This is a genomic window from Halomonas sp. ANAO-440 (assembly GCF_019915905.1).
Lineage (GTDB): Bacteria > Pseudomonadota > Gammaproteobacteria > Pseudomonadales > Halomonadaceae > Halomonas > Halomonas chromatireducens.
Window position 1 is genome coordinate 414,840 of sequence record NZ_JAHXBV010000002.1, and the last position, 18,014, is coordinate 432,853.

The 18,014-nt window shown below is 61.5% G+C and carries 18 protein-coding genes; 8 read left to right on the forward strand and 10 right to left on the reverse strand.

The window, feature by feature from the left end; translation table 11 throughout:
* The first annotated feature begins 26 nt into the window (after positions 1–26).
* From KZO25_RS02950 to flgL, 8 genes are all read left to right on the forward strand, one after another.
* Entirely contained in the window at positions 27–1,565 is a 1,539-nt protein-coding gene (locus KZO25_RS02950; protein ID WP_223135787.1) for a flagellar hook protein FlgE, read from the forward strand.
* Between the two features lie 130 nt (positions 1,566–1,695).
* The gene (locus KZO25_RS02955; protein ID WP_223135788.1) at positions 1,696–2,448 is read left to right on the forward strand and encodes a flagellar basal body rod protein FlgF; all 753 of its coding nucleotides are present in this window, start codon (positions 1,696–1,698) and stop codon (positions 2,446–2,448) included.
* A gap of 108 nt (positions 2,449–2,556) precedes the next feature.
* Positions 2,557–3,339: a flagellar basal-body rod protein FlgG gene (flgG, locus tag KZO25_RS02960; protein ID WP_223135789.1), complete on the forward strand. Its 783-nt coding sequence runs from the start codon at positions 2,557–2,559 to the stop codon at positions 3,337–3,339.
* Between the two features lie 50 nt (positions 3,340–3,389).
* The gene (locus tag KZO25_RS02965; RefSeq protein WP_223135790.1) at positions 3,390–4,079 is read left to right on the forward strand and encodes a flagellar basal body L-ring protein FlgH; all 690 of its coding nucleotides are present in this window, start codon (positions 3,390–3,392) and stop codon (positions 4,077–4,079) included.
* A 26-nt stretch (positions 4,080–4,105) separates the two neighbouring features.
* The gene (locus KZO25_RS02970; RefSeq protein ID WP_262488799.1) at positions 4,106–5,257 is read left to right on the forward strand and encodes a flagellar basal body P-ring protein FlgI; all 1,152 of its coding nucleotides are present in this window, start codon (positions 4,106–4,108) and stop codon (positions 5,255–5,257) included.
* Positions 5,257–6,390, forward strand: coding sequence for a flagellar assembly peptidoglycan hydrolase FlgJ (gene flgJ, locus KZO25_RS02975; RefSeq protein WP_223135791.1), 1,134 nt, complete (start codon positions 5,257–5,259; stop codon positions 6,388–6,390). The genes KZO25_RS02970 and flgJ overlap by 1 nt, the downstream gene beginning before the upstream one ends.
* Before the next feature lie 205 nt (positions 6,391–6,595).
* Complete coding sequence (flgK, locus tag KZO25_RS02980) at positions 6,596–8,548, forward strand: flagellar hook-associated protein FlgK (RefSeq protein WP_223135792.1); 1,953 nt, start codon at positions 6,596–6,598, stop codon at positions 8,546–8,548.
* 20 nt (positions 8,549–8,568) lie between these two features.
* On the forward strand, positions 8,569–9,867 hold the full coding sequence (flgL, locus tag KZO25_RS02985; protein WP_223135793.1) for a flagellar hook-associated protein FlgL: 1,299 nt from the start codon (positions 8,569–8,571) through the stop codon (positions 9,865–9,867).
* A gap of 108 nt (positions 9,868–9,975) precedes the next feature.
* Here flgL and fliR read toward each other — a convergent pair whose 3' ends face one another.
* The 10 genes from fliR to fliI all read right to left on the reverse strand — a co-directional run bounded on the left by fliR (position 9,976) and on the right by fliI (position 18,009).
* Complete coding sequence (gene fliR, locus KZO25_RS02990) at positions 9,976–10,770, reverse strand: flagellar biosynthetic protein FliR (protein ID WP_223135794.1); 795 nt, start codon at positions 10,768–10,770, stop codon at positions 9,976–9,978.
* 7 nt (positions 10,771–10,777) lie between these two features.
* Positions 10,778–11,047, reverse strand: coding sequence for a flagellar biosynthesis protein FliQ (gene fliQ / locus KZO25_RS02995; protein WP_223135795.1), 270 nt, complete (start codon positions 11,045–11,047; stop codon positions 10,778–10,780).
* A 126-nt stretch (positions 11,048–11,173) separates the two neighbouring features.
* Positions 11,174–11,878, reverse strand: a complete 705-nt coding sequence (gene fliP / locus KZO25_RS03000; protein WP_223135832.1) for a flagellar type III secretion system pore protein FliP — start codon at positions 11,876–11,878, stop codon at positions 11,174–11,176.
* Positions 11,879–11,955: 77 nt separating this feature from the next.
* A complete protein-coding gene (fliO, locus tag KZO25_RS03005) occupies positions 11,956–12,393 on the reverse strand; it encodes a flagellar biosynthetic protein FliO (protein WP_223135796.1) in 438 nt (145 codons plus the stop codon).
* Complete coding sequence (fliN, locus tag KZO25_RS03010; RefSeq protein ID WP_223135797.1) at positions 12,390–12,965, reverse strand: flagellar motor switch protein FliN; 576 nt, start codon at positions 12,963–12,965, stop codon at positions 12,390–12,392. Before fliN ends, fliO begins: the two co-directional genes overlap by 4 nt.
* Positions 12,958–14,004 carry a flagellar motor switch protein FliM gene (gene fliM, locus KZO25_RS03015; RefSeq protein ID WP_223135798.1) on the reverse strand — a complete coding sequence of 349 codons (1,047 nt, stop codon included), beginning with the start codon at positions 14,002–14,004 and terminating at the stop codon, positions 12,958–12,960. The genes fliN and fliM overlap by 8 nt, the downstream gene beginning before the upstream one ends.
* Before the next feature lie 18 nt (positions 14,005–14,022).
* Complete coding sequence (gene fliL / locus KZO25_RS03020; RefSeq protein WP_066452070.1) at positions 14,023–14,496, reverse strand: flagellar basal body-associated protein FliL; 474 nt, start codon at positions 14,494–14,496, stop codon at positions 14,023–14,025.
* 114 nt (positions 14,497–14,610) lie between these two features.
* Positions 14,611–16,137: a flagellar hook-length control protein FliK gene (locus KZO25_RS03025; RefSeq protein WP_223135799.1), complete on the reverse strand. Its 1,527-nt coding sequence runs from the start codon at positions 16,135–16,137 to the stop codon at positions 14,611–14,613.
* A 19-nt stretch (positions 16,138–16,156) separates the two neighbouring features.
* The gene (gene fliJ / locus KZO25_RS03030) at positions 16,157–16,612 is read right to left on the reverse strand and encodes a flagellar export protein FliJ (protein WP_223135800.1); all 456 of its coding nucleotides are present in this window, start codon (positions 16,610–16,612) and stop codon (positions 16,157–16,159) included.
* Positions 16,609–18,009 (reverse strand): flagellar protein export ATPase FliI, encoded by a 1,401-nt coding sequence (gene fliI / locus KZO25_RS03035; protein ID WP_262488800.1) that lies wholly within the window; start codon positions 18,007–18,009, stop codon positions 16,609–16,611. The genes fliJ and fliI overlap by 4 nt, the downstream gene beginning before the upstream one ends.
* Between the last annotated feature and the right edge of the window lie 5 nt (positions 18,010–18,014).

Genomic DNA, 18,014 nt, shown 5'->3' on the forward strand with positions numbered 1-18,014 from the left:
GCGCAGCAAGGAACGAGGATAATACAATGAGCTTTTCACAAGCACTTAGCGGGCTGGCCTCCCAGTCCGAAAATCTCAAGGTCATCAGCAACAATATTGCCAACTCCCAGACGGTGGGCTTCAAGACCAGCGGCGTGGCCTTTGCCGATGTCTTTGCCGGCGCCAATAGCCGGGTGGGTCTGGGGACACGTGTCGCTGCCGTGACGCAGAACTTCGAGTCGGGCGATCTGGAAAATACCGGCCGCAATCTGGACCTGGCCATCGCCGGCCAAGGTTTCTACCGCATGGAGCAGCCTAGCGGTGAGGTTGTATTCTCCCGCAATGGGCAGTTTAGCCAGAATGCGGATGGTTTTCTGGTGAATGCGAGCGGCCAGCGTCTTACCGGCTTTGGGTTAAGCGATCCCAATGATGCGTTCTCTGAAGTGATTGCAGGGGGTGCCCCACAAGCTATCCGTATCCCTAGAGATGATATTCCTGCTCAAGAAACCAGCGAAGCCAATGCTAGCTATAACTTGAACGCTGCAACCGTTCCCGGGGTAGGGTTGCAAACAGTCACCCTGGACGATGGTGCCGGAGGGGAGGTGGATGTTGAGTACCACTACTCCAACAGTTTTACGGTATACGACTCACTGGGGAATGCCAGGGTGCTGTCGCTTTATTTCGAGAAAGTGGCAGACAACACATGGGAAGGACGTGCTGCTCTGGACGGGGTGAAAGATGGGGGGGGGAACGACTTCGCTGTAGCCTTTAACCAAAATGGCAGTATTCAGGATGGCGGCGGTGTCGCTACCCCTGCGCAGAGCACCACAGTAGATGTGACTGACCTTCTAGCTGGTGGTGGCAATATCTCGGCAACTGACCTGCCGGGTGTTCCTGACAATACATACGCTGATGCAGCTGCGCTCGCTGGCGCGTTACAAGCATCTGCTGCAATCGATGCGGTTGCTGTCAATGGCAGTGAGTTAACAATTACCTATGCGCAGGGAGCAGCTACCAATTTTACGCTGACGAACGATGGCACAGGTGAAGTTGCAAATTTCACTATCGCTGTTGCTGAGGCACCTGCTGCTGGGGGCAGTCAATTCAATTTCGTTTTTGATGAGCAATTTCTGGGTGGGGCCGAGGAGCTCGACTTCGTTTTCAATATGGCAGGAAGTACCCAGTTTAATAATAACTCGGTTCAAAATACCTTGAATCAGGATGGTTATACTTCCGGCAGCCTGGCGGGTATCGAGGTGCTGGAAGATGGTAGAATTATTCGCAACTATACCAACGAAGAGCGTCGGGCTGCCGGTCAGGTCGTATTGACCAGCTTTGCTAACGTCGAAGGACTGCAGCCCGATGGTGACAACGCTTGGCGAGCCACTAACGCCTCCGGCGAGCCGGTAATCGGTGTGGCTGGCACTGGCCTGTTCGGTACCATCGCTTCCGGTGTGCTGGAAAACTCCAACGTGGACCTGGCCAAGCAACTGGTCGATATGATCGTTGCCCAGCGTGCCTACCAGGCGAACTCCAGCTCCATCAGCACCCAGGATGAGCTGTTGCAGACGGTTATCAACCTGTAGGCCTGATGCTCGCCGGGCCGTTGCTCCATTTAGAGCGTTGACCCGGCTTGCACGTCGGACACCTCACTTTGGCTTCTTCCGAGGGGGCCTTTTTCACCCTGGGTAGCGTTAGCAGACAGCAGGCACAACGATGGATCGCATCCTCTATACCGCCATGAGCGGAGCCAAGCAGAGCATGGATCAGCAGGCGGTGGTCAGTCACAACCTGTCGAACCTCGACACCGCCGGGTTTCGCGCCCAACTGCATGCCATGCGCGCCGTACCGGTGCAGGGCAACGGCGCATTGCCTACCCGCGTATCCGTGGCGGGCACCACGCCGACGAGCGACTTTACCCCGGGGCCCATGAATGCCACCGGCCGCGAACTGGACGTGGCGATGCAGGGCAATGCCTGGCTCGCGGTGCAGAGTGAAGATGGAGAAGCCTATACCCGTCGCGGCGACCTGCAGATTGCCGGAGACGGCATCCTGATGGTAGTGGGGCGGCCGGTCATGGGTGACGGTGGTCCGATACAGGTGCCCCCCGGCTCACAGCTGTACATGGGCGCCGACGGCACTCTGAGTGCCATCGGTGAAGGCGAGGGACCTGAAGCCCTTGCCGATGTCGGGCGTATCAAGCTTGTCACGCCGCAGGCCGATCTGGTGCGCGGCGACGATGGTCTGTTTCGCCCGCTGCCGGATGTACAAGGCAATGTGGCACAGCTGGCCGCAGACGAAGAGGCCCGCGTGGCGACCGGCGTGCTCGAAGGCAGCAACGTCGGGGCCATTGATGCCATGGTGTCGATGATCGACGTGGCGCGACGCTATGAAATGCAGATGAAAGTGATCAGCACCGCTGATGAAAATGCCCAGCGGGCCAATAACCTGCTTTCCATACAGGGCTGAAGGCTCTCTATATTGGGTTGAAGGCTCTCTATATTGGGCTGAAGGCTCTATTCAGGGCTCATGGTCTGACAGCTAGGCACTTTTTGAGTGGTGCCCGAGGAAACGAATATGATCAAGTCACTTTGGACGGCCAAGACGGGCCTGGAATCGCAACAGGTCAAGCTGGACGTCATCTCCAACAATCTGGCCAACGTCAGCACCAATGGTTTCAAGCGCTCACGTGCTGTTTTCGAGGACCTGCTCTACCAGAACATGCGCCAGCCAGGTGCCCAGAATGACGCGCTGAACCGACTGCCTTCCGGCATGCAGGTGGGGACCGGCGTGCGACCAGTTGCCACCGAGCGGCTGCACACACAAGGCAATCTGGAACGTACCGAGAACTCCCGAGATCTGGCCATCAACGGTAACGGCTTCTTCGAGATCCAGATGCCGGACGGCACCTCCTCCTTTACCCGTGATGGCAGCTTTCAGATCGATGAAAATGGCCAGATGGTCACCGCCAACGGTTATCCCCTAGAACCTGCCATCTTCATACCGGAGACGGCCCTGTCGGTGACGGTTGGCGAAGATGGCACGGTTTCCATCACTCAGCCGGGCGTGGCCCAGTCCCAAGATATTGGTCAGATAACCCTGACAACGTTCATCAATCCAACGGGCCTGGAGTCTGTCGGCGGCAATCTTTACAAGGAAACAACGTCCTCGGGCGTTGCCAACCAGGCAGTTCCCGGGATGGACGGCGCGGGACGTCTCTTCCAGGGCTTTGTGGAAACCTCCAACGTCAACGTGGTGGAGGAGATGGTCAGCATGATTCAGACCCAGCGCGCCTACGAGATCAATAGCCGTGCGGTGCAGACCAGCGACGAAATGCTGGCCCGGTTGAGCCAGCTCTGACAGACGACGGCATGATGATTTCCACTCCCTGCCATGGGAAGCGAGCAAGCATGAAAGGCGCGGGTTTTTCGAAATCGAGACTGATTCTGGTCCTCCTCGTCCTGGCGGTATTGGCCTTGGGCGGCTGCGCTCAAGTTCCCCGTGCCTCGGTGGTCGGGGAGCAGGAGCAGATCGCCATCATCGAGCCACCGCCTCGCCTGGCCAATGGCTCGATCTACCAGGCGCATCGCGGGTCCCAGCCGCTGTTCGAGGACCGGCGTCCGCGCATGATCGGCGATATTCTTACCATCGTTCTGGACGAGCAGGTGAGTGCCAGCAAGAACTCCCAGTCCAATGCAAACCGAAACGGCTCGATGGGTCTGGATCTTGCCGGCTTACCCGATGCCCTGGAGGAACTGGCCAAGTATGGCTTCGACGTATCGGGCAACAGCGACTTTGCTGGCGGAGGTGGCTCCCAGGCCAACAACAGCTTTACCGGAACCATCACCGTGTCGGTACTCGAGGTGATGCATAACGGCAACCTGAGAGTGCGTGGCGAGAAGCAGATCGCCATCAACCAGGGTGTGGAGTTCATCCGTTTCTCCGGTGTGGTGAACCCGCGCACCATAACCGGCCAGAATACCGTGCCCTCCACGGCAGTGGCCGATGCCCGTATCGAATACGTGGGTAGTGGCTATATCCATGAGGCGCAGCATATGGGCTGGCTGCAGCGGTTTTTCCTCAATATATCGCCCTTCTAACGATGACCGAATACCGAGGCGCAGGCATGACGCTGTTCAAGACGCTTACCAAGACGTTCCCCCATCCGCAGGCACACCGCGTCGTGGCGAAGCTGGCGCTGCTGCTGTTGGCCGGCCTGCTGGCACTGCCAGTACAGGCCGAGCGGATACGCGAGATCGCCAACTTCGCCGGCGTGCGTGACAACGTGCTGGTGGGCTATGGCCTGGTGGTTGGTCTCGACGGTACCGGTGATCAGACCATGCAGGCGCCTTTCACCGGTCAGAGCCTGACCAATATGCTGTCGCAGCTCGGCATCACCGTTCCGCCGGGCACCAACATGCAGTTGCGCAACGTGGCGGCGGTCATGATAACCGCCGACCTGCCGCCGTTTTCCCGCCCCGGCCAGCGGCTGGACATCAATGTCTCTTCCATCGGCAATGCCCGTAGCCTGCGTGGCGGTACCCTGCTCATGACGCCGCTCAAGGGTGCCGATGGCGATACTTACGCCATCGCCCAGGGCAATCTGCTGGTGGGCGGTATGGGCGCTGCTGCGGGCGGTGCCGCCGTGCAGGTCAACCAGTTGGCCGGGGGGCGTATCCCCGGGGGAGCCATGGTGGAGCGGGAAGTGCCGCTGAACCTGGGCGCCGAGGCAGGGCTGCTGGAGCTGGAACTCAAGCAGGCCGACTTCGGTACCGCCCAGCGTGTGGTCAACGCTATCAACGGCGAGTTTGGCCGGCCAGTGGCCGCGGCACGTAACTCCCGGGTCATCGCCCTGGATGGCCCCATGAACGAGAACTCACGGGTCAACTTCATGGCCCAGGTCGAGAATATCCGGATCACGCCCATGGAGGCCCCGGCCAAGGTGGTCTTCAATGCCCGCACCGGGTCGGTAGTCATGAACAGTGCGGTGACCCTGCGCAGGGCCGCCGTAGCTCATGGCAACCTCTCCATCGTCATCGATACGCGCTTCCTGGTCAGCCAGCCGCCGCCGTTCGGCGACGGCGAGACCGTGGTGGTGCCTGACACCGAGATCGAGGTCCAGGAGCAGGATGCCTACCTGCGCGTGGTCGAGGGGGCAGACCTGGTTGACGTGGTCAATGCGCTGAATGCGCTGGGTGCCACGCCCAGCGACCTGATGTCGATCCTCGAAGCCCTCAAGGCATCCGGCTCGCTGCGTGCCGACCTGGAGATCATCTGATGAGCATCCAGGACTTCAGCAGCCAGTTCGCCCTCGACGTCCAGGGCCTTGAGCGACTCAAGCACACGGCGCGCAACGATGAGGCCGCCGGCCTGAAGGGCGCCGCCCAGCAGTTCGAGGCGCTTTTCCTGCAGATGATGCTCAAGAGCATGCGTGATGCCACCCCGACCACCGGCCTGCTCGACAGCGAGCAGACCGAGTTCTACCAGTCGATGCTCGACCAGCAGTGGGCACAGACCATGGCCGGCCGCGGCATTGGCCTGGCCGATCATCTCGTTGCCCAACTGCAGAGCCAGGGCGTGGGACAAGGTCGCCAGGCGCAGGAAGTCGATCGCGAAATCAACGAGCTGATTGCCGGCATTCCCCGCGGTACGCCGCGTGTGCTCAAGGACGCACTGCAGCCTGTCGAAGAGGATGGGATCGAGGATGAGAAAGGCAGCGAGAGCCGTGTGGCGAGCATGACCGAAGCGCCGCCGGCCAGCTTCCTCGACGAGCTGGAGACCGCCCGCGGAGGCTTCATGAGCGCGGTGGACGCCTTGCCGGCAACGTCGGCAGCGGCGGGAACGGAGTCGCTGCGTAACGCCACGGTGCCTACTGCCAGTGCAGCCGAATCACGTAGCCGTGGCCAGAGCGGTGAACATGTGACGCGCTTCATGGACAAGCTCACTGCACCCGCCCAGGCAGCCAGTCGGCGTACCGGCGTGCCTGCGGAGTTGATCCTGGCCCAGGCGGCACTGGAAACCGGCTGGGGGCGTCACGAGATTGCGAAGGCCGACGGCGGCAACAGCCACAATCTCTTCGGCATCAAGGCCGGCAGCAGCTGGCGTGGCCCCACCACGGACGTGACGACCCACGAGTACATCAACGGCAACCGAACCCGGATCGTTGACTCCTTCCGTGTCTACGGTTCCTTCGAGGAGGCCTTCACCGACTATGCCAACCTGATCGGGAACAACCCTCGCTACGCGGCAGTGACCACGGCGGGCAGTGCCGAACAGGCGGCCAGGGCGCTGCAGGCCGGGGGCTACGCCACCGACCCGGCCTACGCCGACAAGCTGATTTCGATCATGAACACCATGGGGCCGCAGGTTGCCCAGGGTGACAACGACTCTTTGGTCTTCCTGCGCTACTAGGCTGTGTCCGAAAACTGACTGCGCTCGACCATACGGCGTTAAAAATCGGCTCAAAGTACTCATTTACACCCTGTAAGCTCCGTCTTTTCGCCGATTTTTGCCTTGTTTGGCCTTCGCTCGCCGACTTTTCAGACAAAGCCTAAAGGCGCTAAAGTTTTTCTTCTAGAGGCCGATATTTCGGACATTGGCGAAAGGAAACGACACCATGAGCATGTTCTCTATCGGTCTCAGCGGCCTGAATGCCGCTCAGAATGCGCTGAATACCACCAGCAACAACATCAGCAACGTCTATACGCCGGGCTACAATCGTGAGCTGACGATTCTGGGCCAGCAGGGCGCTACCGCTGGCGGCGTGCAGGTCAACGACATTCAGCGCCAGTTCAACCAGTTCGTGGCCTCGCAGCTCAATGCCGCGACCAGCTCGTCGAGCGCGCTTGCGACCTACGAGAACCAGATCAGCCAGATCGACAACCTGCTGGCCGATAGGGAAGCGGGCCTGGCGCCGCTGATGCAGAACTTCTTCTCCTCCCTCGAGGACCTGGCCGGCGCTCCGTCCGATCCCGCCGCACGGCAGGGCGTATTGGGTACAACCAATACGCTGACCGCCCAGTTTCGGTCCTTCGACGGCTACCTGCAGGACATGCAGCAGGGCATCAACGGTCAGATCAGTGACGAAGTCACCCAGATCAACAATACGACCGAGCAATTGGCGACCCTCAATCGGGAGATCGCCCTAGCCCGTGCGCGCAGCGGCGAGGCGCCTAACAGCCTGCTCAACCAGCGCGATCAGCTGGTGCATGAGCTCAGCGAGCGCATGGATGTCCGGCTCAACATCCAGGACGGGAAGTCCTACAACATCAGCCTGCCCAACGGGCAGCCGCTGGTGGCCGGCACCAATCACTATCGTCTCGAAGCCATGGATGCTCCGAACGATCCGCAGCGCACCGTGCTCGGCTATCGGGACTCCGGTGGCAACCTGGTGGCCATGCCCGAGGACACCATCAAGGGTGGCACCCTGGGCGGCCTGATGACATTCCGCGCAGAGACGCTGGACAAGACCCAGAACCAGATCGGCCAGCTCGCCGTATCGATGGTGACCGGTTTCAACGAGCAGCACCGTCTGGGTCAGGATCTCAATGGCGAGCAGGGCGGCGACTTCTTCAGTATCGGTCAGCCCCAGGCCTACTCCTACCCGCGTAATACCGGTGGTGCAGAAGTCATCGATACGAGCTTCGATGCGGCAAATATCCATCAGTTGCGTGCGACGGACTATACAGTGCGCTTCGGCGCTCCAGATGATCCACCCCAGGTCATCCGCAAGGACAATGGCCAGCAGCTGGCAGCCGATCAGGTCGATTGGGATGCTGGAACAAATACGCTGGCCTTTGGTGGTATCACGCTCGAGTTCAGCGATACGCCAAACATTGGTAATCGCTATGAAGTGCAGCCAGTGCGCCGCGCCTCGGCCAACATGGAGTCGCAGATCATCGACCTGGACAAGATCGCCGCGGGAAGCTACGTGGCCGCCAGCGGTGACATGGTCAGTGGCCAGCTACGTGCTGAAACGGAAGCGCTTACTGGACTTGTTGGTAGCGAAAATTATGCCATGTCTTTGAACAGCGATGGCACGTTGATATTCGGCGCTGGAGATGGCGAAGTTAGGCCTGCCACTGTGCTTGTTAACGGCGAGGAGCGCACCGTAAACGGCGATGGAACGGTGAGTGGCGCTTCTTTGACCGCTGGAGCGACACTCACTGTGGATGGGATCAGCTTCAAGGTGAAACTGCCCAATGCCACCCAGGGTGAGTTTACGCTCGGCCTGGGCATCGCCGCTTCCGGCACCGGCGATAACCGTAACGCCCTGGCCCTGCAAAACCTGCAGAGCCAGGCGCTGGTGGCCGGCCGGTCGTCGCTCAGCCAAGCCTACGGCGGCATGGTCAGCGATGTCGGCAACCAGGCGAATATCGTCCAGGTCAACCTCGATGCGCGCCAAGGCCTGACCGCCCAGCTCAAGGCGGTGCAGCAGTCGGAATCTGGGGTCAACCTGGATGAGGAAGCGGCCAACCTGATTCGCTACCAGCAGTTCTATTCCGCCAATGCCCGAGTGATCGATACCGCGTCAACGGTGTTCGATACCATTCTCGGTCTGCGTAACTGATTCGAAGGGAGTCCAGCGCGATGCGTATCAGCACCGTCACCATGTTCGAGCAGAGCGTCTCGTCCATGAACCGTCAGCAGGGCGACTTCCTCAAGGTCGGTCAGCAAATCGCCAGTGGCCGCCGGGTGGTGAATCCCTCCGACGACCCCCAGGCATCGTCGCGGGCCGTGGGCGTATCCCAGGCCAAGGCGATTACCCAGCAGTTCGCCGATGCGCGGATTTCCGCACGCAATTCTCTGTCACAGGCGGAAAGCGTCCTCAACAGCGTCAGCGATGCCGTGACCAGCGCCAAGACACTGCTGGTGCAGGCGGCAAGCGACACTCTGAGCGATGTGGACCGCCAGTCGGTGGCAAGCGAACTGCGCGGGATCTACGAGACGCTGATCGGCCAGGCCAACGCCTCCGACGGCAATGGCCGCTACCTGTTCGGCGGCTACCGCGACGATTCGCCGCCCTTTGCCCGTACCGCTGGTGAAGGCGTTCAGGGCACGCAGTACATTGGCGACGAGAACACTCGTGAGCAGCGCATCGATGCCTCGCGCCTGCTGCCGGTGGCCGATAACGGCAAGTCGATCTTCCAGAGCGTACCTTCAGGCGCTGGCTATGTGGCGCGGGCCGAGCGTGATAGCGGTGGGGAGAGCATTGGCACCCAGGTGGGTTTTGACCGCAATCAGGGCTCGGTTAGCTTCAAGGGCCCTAGCCGTGTAGATCCAGGTAACGAGCTATTTGGCGAGAGCTTTACGATACAATTTGATGTTGATGTAGACGGTTTTCCTGTTGTCCAAGCAGTAGATTCTAATGGCAACCTTTTGACGTACACCAATGGTGACGAAGTCCTTAATGAGTCATATGAATCTGGCAAATTGGTCAGCTTCGGCGGTATCAGTATTACCCTCGAGGGGGAGCCGGAAGTGGGCGACCAGATCCAACTGCGTCCGGCCAACGCCCAGGGCGCCAACCAGGACCTGTTCAAGTCGTTGAAGGACGCCATCGACGTGCTGGAGATGGACCAGCAGGGTCAGCCCGAGAATCGCGCCCACTTCCGCAATACGATCAACGCCGTGATGCGCGAGATGGATAACAGCCTCGACAACGTCCTCACGGTGCGCGCCTCCATGGGGGCACGTCTCAACGAGCTGGATGTGGTCGATGCGGTGGGCAGCAACCGCATGATGAACTACGACAAGACGCTTTCCGACCTGGTGGACCTGGACTACAGCGAAGCCATCGCCGAATACAGCCTGCGTCAGGTGGGCCTGCAGGCGGCCCAGAAGGCCTTTGTCGATGTAAAGGGCTTGTCGCTGTTCAACTTCCTGTAATCCCATGTCCTGATGTCAAGTTCCCTGAGGCCGGGCGTTTGTCCGGCCTTTTCGCCGCCCCGGCCTGCCTGGGCGGTTTTTTTTGATGTGTCCGAGCGGGCAGGCAAATCAGGTTCCCAGTGGGGCAAGCATGTCGATCAATTGGTACATGAACTGCAGGCCGTTGCTGAACAGGCGCTGGAGGAAACGTCCCATGTCGGTCATCAGCACCATCAGCAGGATGAGACCCACGATAAGGGAGGTTGGGAAGCCGATGTTGAATACCGTCAACTGTGGCGCCGAGCGGTTGAGGATGCCCATGGCCAGGTTGATGATCAACAGCGATCCGACTAGCGGCAGGGCCAGCGACATGCCGGCAACGAAGATGGTGCCGCCGTAGCGCACCATCATCTCGAAGGCCGCAGGGTTGAAGGTGCCGATGCCGACCGGCAGGCTATAGAAGCTGGTTGCCAGCGCTTCCAGCACCATCAGGTGGCCACCCAGGGCCAGGAACATCAGCAGCGTGATCATGAAGAAGATTCGTGACAGGATCATGGTGTTGGTGCCGCTGCCGGTATCGAAGAAGGTAGCGAAGGCCAGGCCCATCTGCAGGCCGATGAACTCCCCCGCGGCCTGGACCACGGCGAATACCACATGCATGACCAGGCCGATGGCGATGCCGATCAGCATCTGCTCCACCATCAGGCCGAAACCGGCCCATGAGACGATCGGCACGTCAGGCATGGGGGGCAGAACCGGGGCGATCACTAGCGTTACCAGGAACGCCAGGCCGATCTTGGCCTGGTTGGGTACGCTGGAGTGGCCCCACAGCGGTGAGGCGACCAGGAAGGAGGTAATCCGCACGAAGGGCCAGAACAGGATTACCAGCCAGCCGTGCAGCTGGGCAAAGGTCACCTCGACCATGGCGGGCTCACATCAACATGCTGGGGATATTGGTGAACAGATTGCGGGTGAAATCCGTGATCAGCTTAAGCAGCCAGGGGCCGGCGAATACCAGTACGGTAAAGACGCCCAGGATCTTGGGGATGAACGAAAGTGTCATCTCGTTGATCTGGGTCGCGGCCTGGAACAGGCTCACGGTCAGGCCGGTCAGCAGTGCGGTGATCAGCAGAGGGCCGCCCAGGAAAAGCGTGACGCGCATGCCCTGGTAGGCGATGCCCATAACCATTTCCGGTGTCATTCTTCGCTCCTTGCCGACAGCTTCGTGTCGACCCAAAGGGTTTCAGCGCTCGGAGCCTGTCGGATTTGACCGATCGTCACGAGAGACCGGATCTCGCAGTAGATCAGTGTTAAGTCCGACAGGCTCCTAAATATAGAAACTTTCCGCCAGCGAGCCGATGATCAGCTGCCAGCCATCCACCAGCACGAACAGCATCAGCTTGAAGGGCAGGGAGATCGTGGCCGGCGGCACCATCATCATGCCCAGTGACATCAGGGTGCTGGCCACCACGAGGTCGATGATCAGAAAGGGAATGAAGATAGTGAAGCCGATCTGGAACGCCGTCTTCAGCTCACTGGTCACGAACGCCGGCACCAGGATCCTCAGCGGCACATCCTCTGGCCCCTGCATGGGGCCGATTTCCGCCAGCCGGGCAAACAGGGCCAGATCGGGCTCCCGGGTCTGGGCCAGCATGAACTCGCGGAACGGCTGCTGCGCCAGCAGCAGGAACTCGTCGAAATTGATCTCGTCGTCGGAAAGCGGTACCCAGGCCGTTTCATAGACGATGGAAAAGACCGGCGACATGACGAAGAAGGTCAGGAACAGCGCAAGGCCGAGCAGCACCTGGTTGGGCGGCGTGGCCTGAGTGCCCAAGGCGGTTCGCAGCAGGCTGAGCACGATGATGATACGGGTGAAGCCGGTCATCATCAGCAGCGCCGCCGGCAGGAAGGCCATGGCGCTGAGCAGCAGCAGGGTCTGCAGCTGGATCGACCACTGCTGGCCGCCATCCTCCAGCGGCTGGCTGACGATGCCGGGAAGCTGTTGGGCGACAGCCGTGAGCGGCATGGCCATCAGCAGGCAAGCCCCCAGCAGGGCAAGCAGGGCCTTGTGCCGGGTCGTGGGCCGGTTATTGGGCAGTGCAGGGTGAATCATGACGCTCCCCGACCGGGGCCTCCCAGTCCGGCGTTGTGCTTCAGGGCACGGGCGAAGCGGGTGGCAAAACGCTCTCCCTGAAGTTCGACGCTTTCGGGCTCGCGGGGACGCTCGGGCGCCGCCAGCTCATGCAGCTTGTTGATCTGGCCACCGCCCACGCCGAGGATGAGCCAGGTGCCTTCCACCTCCACGATCACCAGGCGCTCGCGGCTTCCCAGGACGGTACTGCCGACGATCTGCAAATGCCCTCCGGCGGCACGACGCTGTGGCCCCCAGCGCTTCAGTAGCGACGTGCAGACCAGGATGATGGCGATGACCAGTCCCAGGGCGGCAGCGGTCTTGCCCAGCGTCGCCATGCCTACCAGGGCATCGCCGCCGACAGCCAGAGACTCCAGCCCTGTTGCCTGAGCCTCGGAGGAGGAGGTGTCTTTCATCGGTTGAGCTTCTGGACCCTTTCGGAAGGTGTAATGATCTCGGTGATACGGATGCCGTACTTGTCATCCACCACGACCACTTCACCCTGGGCGATCAGGTAGCCGTTGATCAGGATGTCCATGGGCTCGCCGGCCAGGCCGTCCAGCTCAATCACCGAACCCTGGGCGAGTTCCAGCAGTTGCTTGATGGTCAGCTTGGTGCGGCCCAGCTCCACGGTCAGCTTGACCGGGATATCCATGATCATTTCCAGGTCGCGAGCCGTACCGGCTTCGCTGCCCTTGTCCAGGGGACGGAAGATGCGGTCGCCGGCCGCCTGGGCAACCGGTGTAGAGGCAGCCTGGGCAGCGCTTGCTGCTTGCTGTTCGCTGGACTCGCTGGCTTCCTGCTCGGCCAGCGCCTCGGCCCAGGGGTCGTCATCGTCAGCTGGGCCGCTGGCTGCTTCCTGCTCAGCCATGGCTTCCGCCCAGGGGTCGTCTTCGGCCGGGGTTTCCGCCGCTTCCTGTTCGGCCATGGCTTCCGCCCAGGGGTCGTCGTCGGGAATATTCTGATCGGGTTTCTTGGGATCAGTCATGCTTGGATTCCTTGGCTTGAGGCGCAGCGCCCTTCTTGAAGGCATCAGGTGAAACTGAGTTCTGCGCACCATGATCGATGATGCGAATGACACGCAGCGCGCGCTGCTCGTGCTGGCTGCCGTAGTCGCACTCCATAACCGGAACGCCATCCACGCTGGCGAAAACGGTTTCCGGAAGCTCCAACGTCAGTACGTCCCCGACCTTCAGCGCCATTACGTGAGCAATGCGGCTGGGAACATCGGCAAAATTGGCGATGAGCTCCACCTCCGAGTGGCGGATCTGGCCGGCCATGCGCTTCGACCAGGTACCGTCCTGGTCGTGATGGCTGTCGTTGAGCGGGTTGGCCAGCAGGTCCCGCACTGGCTCGACCATTGTATAGGGAATGCAGATCTGGAAATTGCTGGAGAGATTGCCGACTTCGATATTGAAGCTGGTATTTACCACGATCTCGTTTGGCGAGTTGGTGATATTGGCGAACTTGGACTGCATCTCCGAGCGAAGGTACTGGATCTCCAGCGGATAGACGGACTTCCACGACTCCTCGTAGGCTTCGATGGCCAGTCGCAGAAGCCGCTGAATGATGCGTTGTTCGGTGTTGGTGAACTCCCTTCCCTCGGACTTGGTCAGGAAGCGTCCGTCGCCGCCAAACAGGTTGTCCACCACCATGAAAACCAGGTTGGGGGGGAATACGATCAGCGCCGACCCGCGCAAGGGCTTCATGGCGATGATATTGATATTGGTTGGCACCGGCACGTTGCGCGAGAAGTCGCTGTAGCTCTGGTAGCGTACCGAATCCACTGTAATGTCCGCACTACGGCGTAGCAGGTTGAACAGCCCCATGCGGAAATGCCGCGCGAAGCGTTCGTTGATGATATCCAGGGCCTGCAGGCGCTCGCGTATGACGCGATGCTGGGACGCGGGATCATAGGGACGGATGCGAGACGCCTCACCGCTGCCTGCAGCAGGTTCGTCGTCTCCGCTGACCCCCTTTAGCAGGGCGTCGATCTCATCCTGTGACAGCAGATCGTCTTGGGACATGGTGGCAGGGGCACCCGGTTATTGCACGATGAACTCGGTGAACAGCACGTCCCGTATATCCAGGGGTGGCTGCGGCTGGGTCAGCGGCTCGGAGAGAACGGCGATGACTTCGTCGCCGAGGCGACGCTTGCCCTCCGGTGAAGTGAGCTCGCTGGCCTGCTTGCCGGAAAACAGCATCAAGAGGCGGCTGCGCACCTGGGGCATGTGTTCATGGAGAAGCGCACGTGTCTCCTCGTTGCCTACCTTCAACGACAGCCCGGCATAAAGTAGTCGGGAACCGAAGTCGTCGTCGGCGAGGTTCACGGTGAAGGGGTCGATCTTGAGAAAGATCGGCGCCTGACGCTCGAGTTGCTGCCCCTGCATGTTGCCGGAGCCATCACTGCGATCGTTCATGACCAGATAGATTGCTACCCCGGCTGCCGCCGTGGACATCAGTACCAGCAGTATCATCAGCCACAGCAGCTTGGATGAGCCACCCGTCGATTTCGCCATTGCCTTGCCTATCGTGAAGTGTTTGTCCAGCCGGAAAAGGGCAGTATGCGGAAATCGCGCGGGTCGTGATGAAAGGAACAGACCGCGCGAACGGCCCTATCTTGGCAATTTGTCTCAGGCGTAGAGGTTAACCCGGCCATCCAGGCTGACGCCCGTTGCATTCTCTACCAGGCCGATATCGGCAGCGGAAGGCAGATGGACTTCGGTCTCATCGGCCCCGCTGCCCCGGTGGTTCTCCTGGTTGGCAAAGGCCTGGCCCTCCTGGTGGCGCTGCTCGCCGACCGAGGTCTCCCCGAGGGAGATACCCTGCTCAGCCAGTGCCTCCCGCAGCTGCGGAATGGCCTGCTCGAGTACCTGGCGCACCTGTGCATGGGCGGAGAGGAACTGCGCCTGTGCTCCCTGCTCGGTCATCTTCAGGGTGATGGAGAGCGGACCCAGCTCGGCCGGGTTGAGCTTCATCTCGATCTGCTGCTCGCCCCCGAGGCGGGCAAACTGCACCAGTTGCTGGCCAAGCTGGCCGGTCCAGGCCTGGCCTTGCACCGGCGCGGGCAGGCTGGCCTGGGCGGGTGTTGCCGGGGCGGGCATAACCTGGGTTGCAGTGCCGGCGGGCTGTTGGGCTGTCTGCAGGCTGGGCGAGGTTGGCTCGATACTTGCCATGGTGGGGCGCGGTGCTTCTGCCGTGATGCCGCGCAGTTCGCTCGTGCTCGGCTGCGGGGCGATATTTACCGAGCGAGCGAACTCGCCGGTTCGCAGCGGCCGCTCGGACGTGCTGGTCTCCAACTGAGTGAGAAGTGCTGCACGAGGTGTTGATTCCAAAGCATAGTGACCGGCGTTTTGGGGGCGCTCGGCGGTCCGGGTCTCCAGCTGTGTGAGAAGTGCCGGATGGGGCGTAGTCTCTATGTCATCGCGATGAGTCTGCCGCAGCCGTTCGGCAGAGCCAGTCTCCAACTGTGCTAAAGGCGCTGCACGAGGCGTTGATTCCAGAGCATGGTGACCGGCGTTTTGGGGGCGCTCGACGGTCCGGGTCTCCAGCTGTGTGAGAAGTGCCGGATGGGGCGTTGATTCCACGGTGTGACCGATGGCTTGCTGGGGTTGCGCCAGTGAGGCGTTCAGGAGGGCCACGGCGGAGCCCGCTGGGGATGTTTCCAGTGTCCGAGCAGGATCCCCGGGGGCCTGGCGCAGCGCATCGGCTGCTACGAGAGCAGCAACGGCGTGGTCGGCGGACGAATCACGCGCAGCTACGGCAGCCTGCTCGGCTACTGTTTGCATGTTTATTGTTTGCGGGTCAGTGGCATCGCCAAGCGGGCGAGTCTCGGCCGGCTGATTTCCCTCGATCAGCGCCAGGCGCTCCATGATATCGGCAAGCGAAAGGGTATCTGGCAGAGGCACCGGTTCCAGGTCTGCCACGAGATCCGGGTCGCTGGCGCTCAGGGCCTGCAGCATCGCCAGTTGGGCTGCCATGGAGGGCGGCAGGACAGGCCTGACGCTATCCGGCAGTGGGTCAGACAGCTGGGCGTTGGACTGCGATCGGCCGGCACCGGCCAGGGCCAGGGCGAATTGGCCTTGGGATGCATTGGCGCCCGTCTCGGCCTTGCCCATGGGCTTGCCCGGAAGGGCGGACAGCATCATCTGAATATCCATTGCGATCTCCTGGCTCGGATCACGAATCGCGCTCGGGGCGCTGGCGAAGCAGCCGTCCGGCGGCCATTTCGTCACTGTTGCGTTGCTCGCGCCGCGCTTCGTGCTTCTGCAGTTCGGCGTTGCGGCGGGAGGAAAGGGTGTCGTAGGCCGACAGGCGCTTTTGCTCCTGTTGCCACTGTTGCTGGCTCTGCTGAACGCGCTGCTGCTGGGAGTCCAGTGCGTCCCTGGCACGCTGGAGGGCGGCGTCCAGGGAGGCGAGGAACTGCTGGTAGTTATGCATGCTGGCAGGATCGATGCCGTCTCGCATGGCGCTCTGCAGCCGCTCGGCGTATTCCAGCCGATATTGGCTGAGGGCTTCGAGCTGGGCCGCAACCTGACGTTCGCTCATGCGCGCACCGGCCAGCAGTTGGCCGGCCTGGTCGCGAGCATCCCGGGCGAGATCGCCCAGCATGGCAAGCTGTGATGATGCACTCATTGCCTGACTCCTAGGGTCTCAGCGAGAACCTGTCGAGAGGCCTCAATCGAGGCATTTTCATGAATGCCCTGCTGGAGGAACTGCTCCAGCAGCGGATAGCGCTGGACGGCCTCGTCCAGCTGCGGGTCGTGACCCGGGCTGTAGGCCCCCACGCTGATCAGGTCGCGGTTGCGCTGGTAGCGAGAGAACAGCCGTTTGAAGGCCTGGGTCATGGCCAGCTGCTCGTCGTCGATGATGTGTGTCATGACGCGACTGATAGAGGCTTCGATATCGATGGCGGGATAGTGCCCGGCCTCAGACAACGTTCGAGACAGCACGATATGGCCGTCGAGAATGGCGCGGGCCGAATCGGCGATCGGGTCCTGCTGATCGTCGCCTTCGGTCAACACGGTATAGAAAGCGGTAATCGAGCCCCGGCCGCGTTCCGCATTGCCGGCACGCTCCACCAGGCTGGGGATCTTGGCGAAAACCGACGGCGGATAGCCCTTGGTTGCGGGTGGCTCGCCAATGGCCAGTGCGATCTCACGCTGGGCCATGGCGAAGCGGGTCAGCGAGTCCATGATCAGCAGGACGTTCTTGCCCTCGTCGCGGAAGCCTTCGGCCAGGCGCGTGGCATAGGCGGCGCCCTGCAGGCGCTGCAGCGGCGAGGTGTCGGCCGGAGCCGCTACCACCACGGCGCGGCGGCGGCCCTCTTCGCCGAGGATATTGTCGATGAAGTCCTGAACTTCGCGTCCCCGTTCACCGATCAACCCCACAACGATGACATCGGCTCCGGTATAGCGGGCCATCATGCCCAGCAGCACCGACTTGCCTACGCCGGATCCGGCGAACAGCCCCATGCGTTGGCCACGGCCCACGCTGAGCAGCGCGTTGATGGCGCGAATGCCGACGTCGATCTGCTCGTTGATCGGGGCGCGGGCAAGCGGGTTGAGCGGCGGGGTAGAAAGCGGTGCCCGGGGGGCGTTGTCCAGCGGGCCGATGCCGTCGAGAGGCTCGCCGTTGCCATCCACCACCCGGCCCAGCAGTGATTCGCCGAGCGGAAAGCGGCGCGCCGTGTGGTCGGGTCCATCGCCCAGTGGGTAGACGCGGGCGCCCGGCATCAGGCCGGTAATCTCCGTAAGTGGCATCAGGAACAGTCGTTCGCCGGCGAACCCGACCACTTGGGCCTCGGCAAAGCGCGGTGATTCACTGCTACCCGGCGAAACCAGCTCGATGCGACAGGCGTTGCCCAGGGCGACCCGCAGGCCAATGGCTTCGATTACCATGCCCGTGGCCCGCAGTACGCGCCCGCTGGCACGAAATCCCGGCACAGTCTCCACGCGCTCGCGGACATGCTGCAGCGTCTGCTGCCAGCGTGCCTGGTGCGCATTGCGTGGTTGTGCCAGGGTCTCGGGCATGTCGC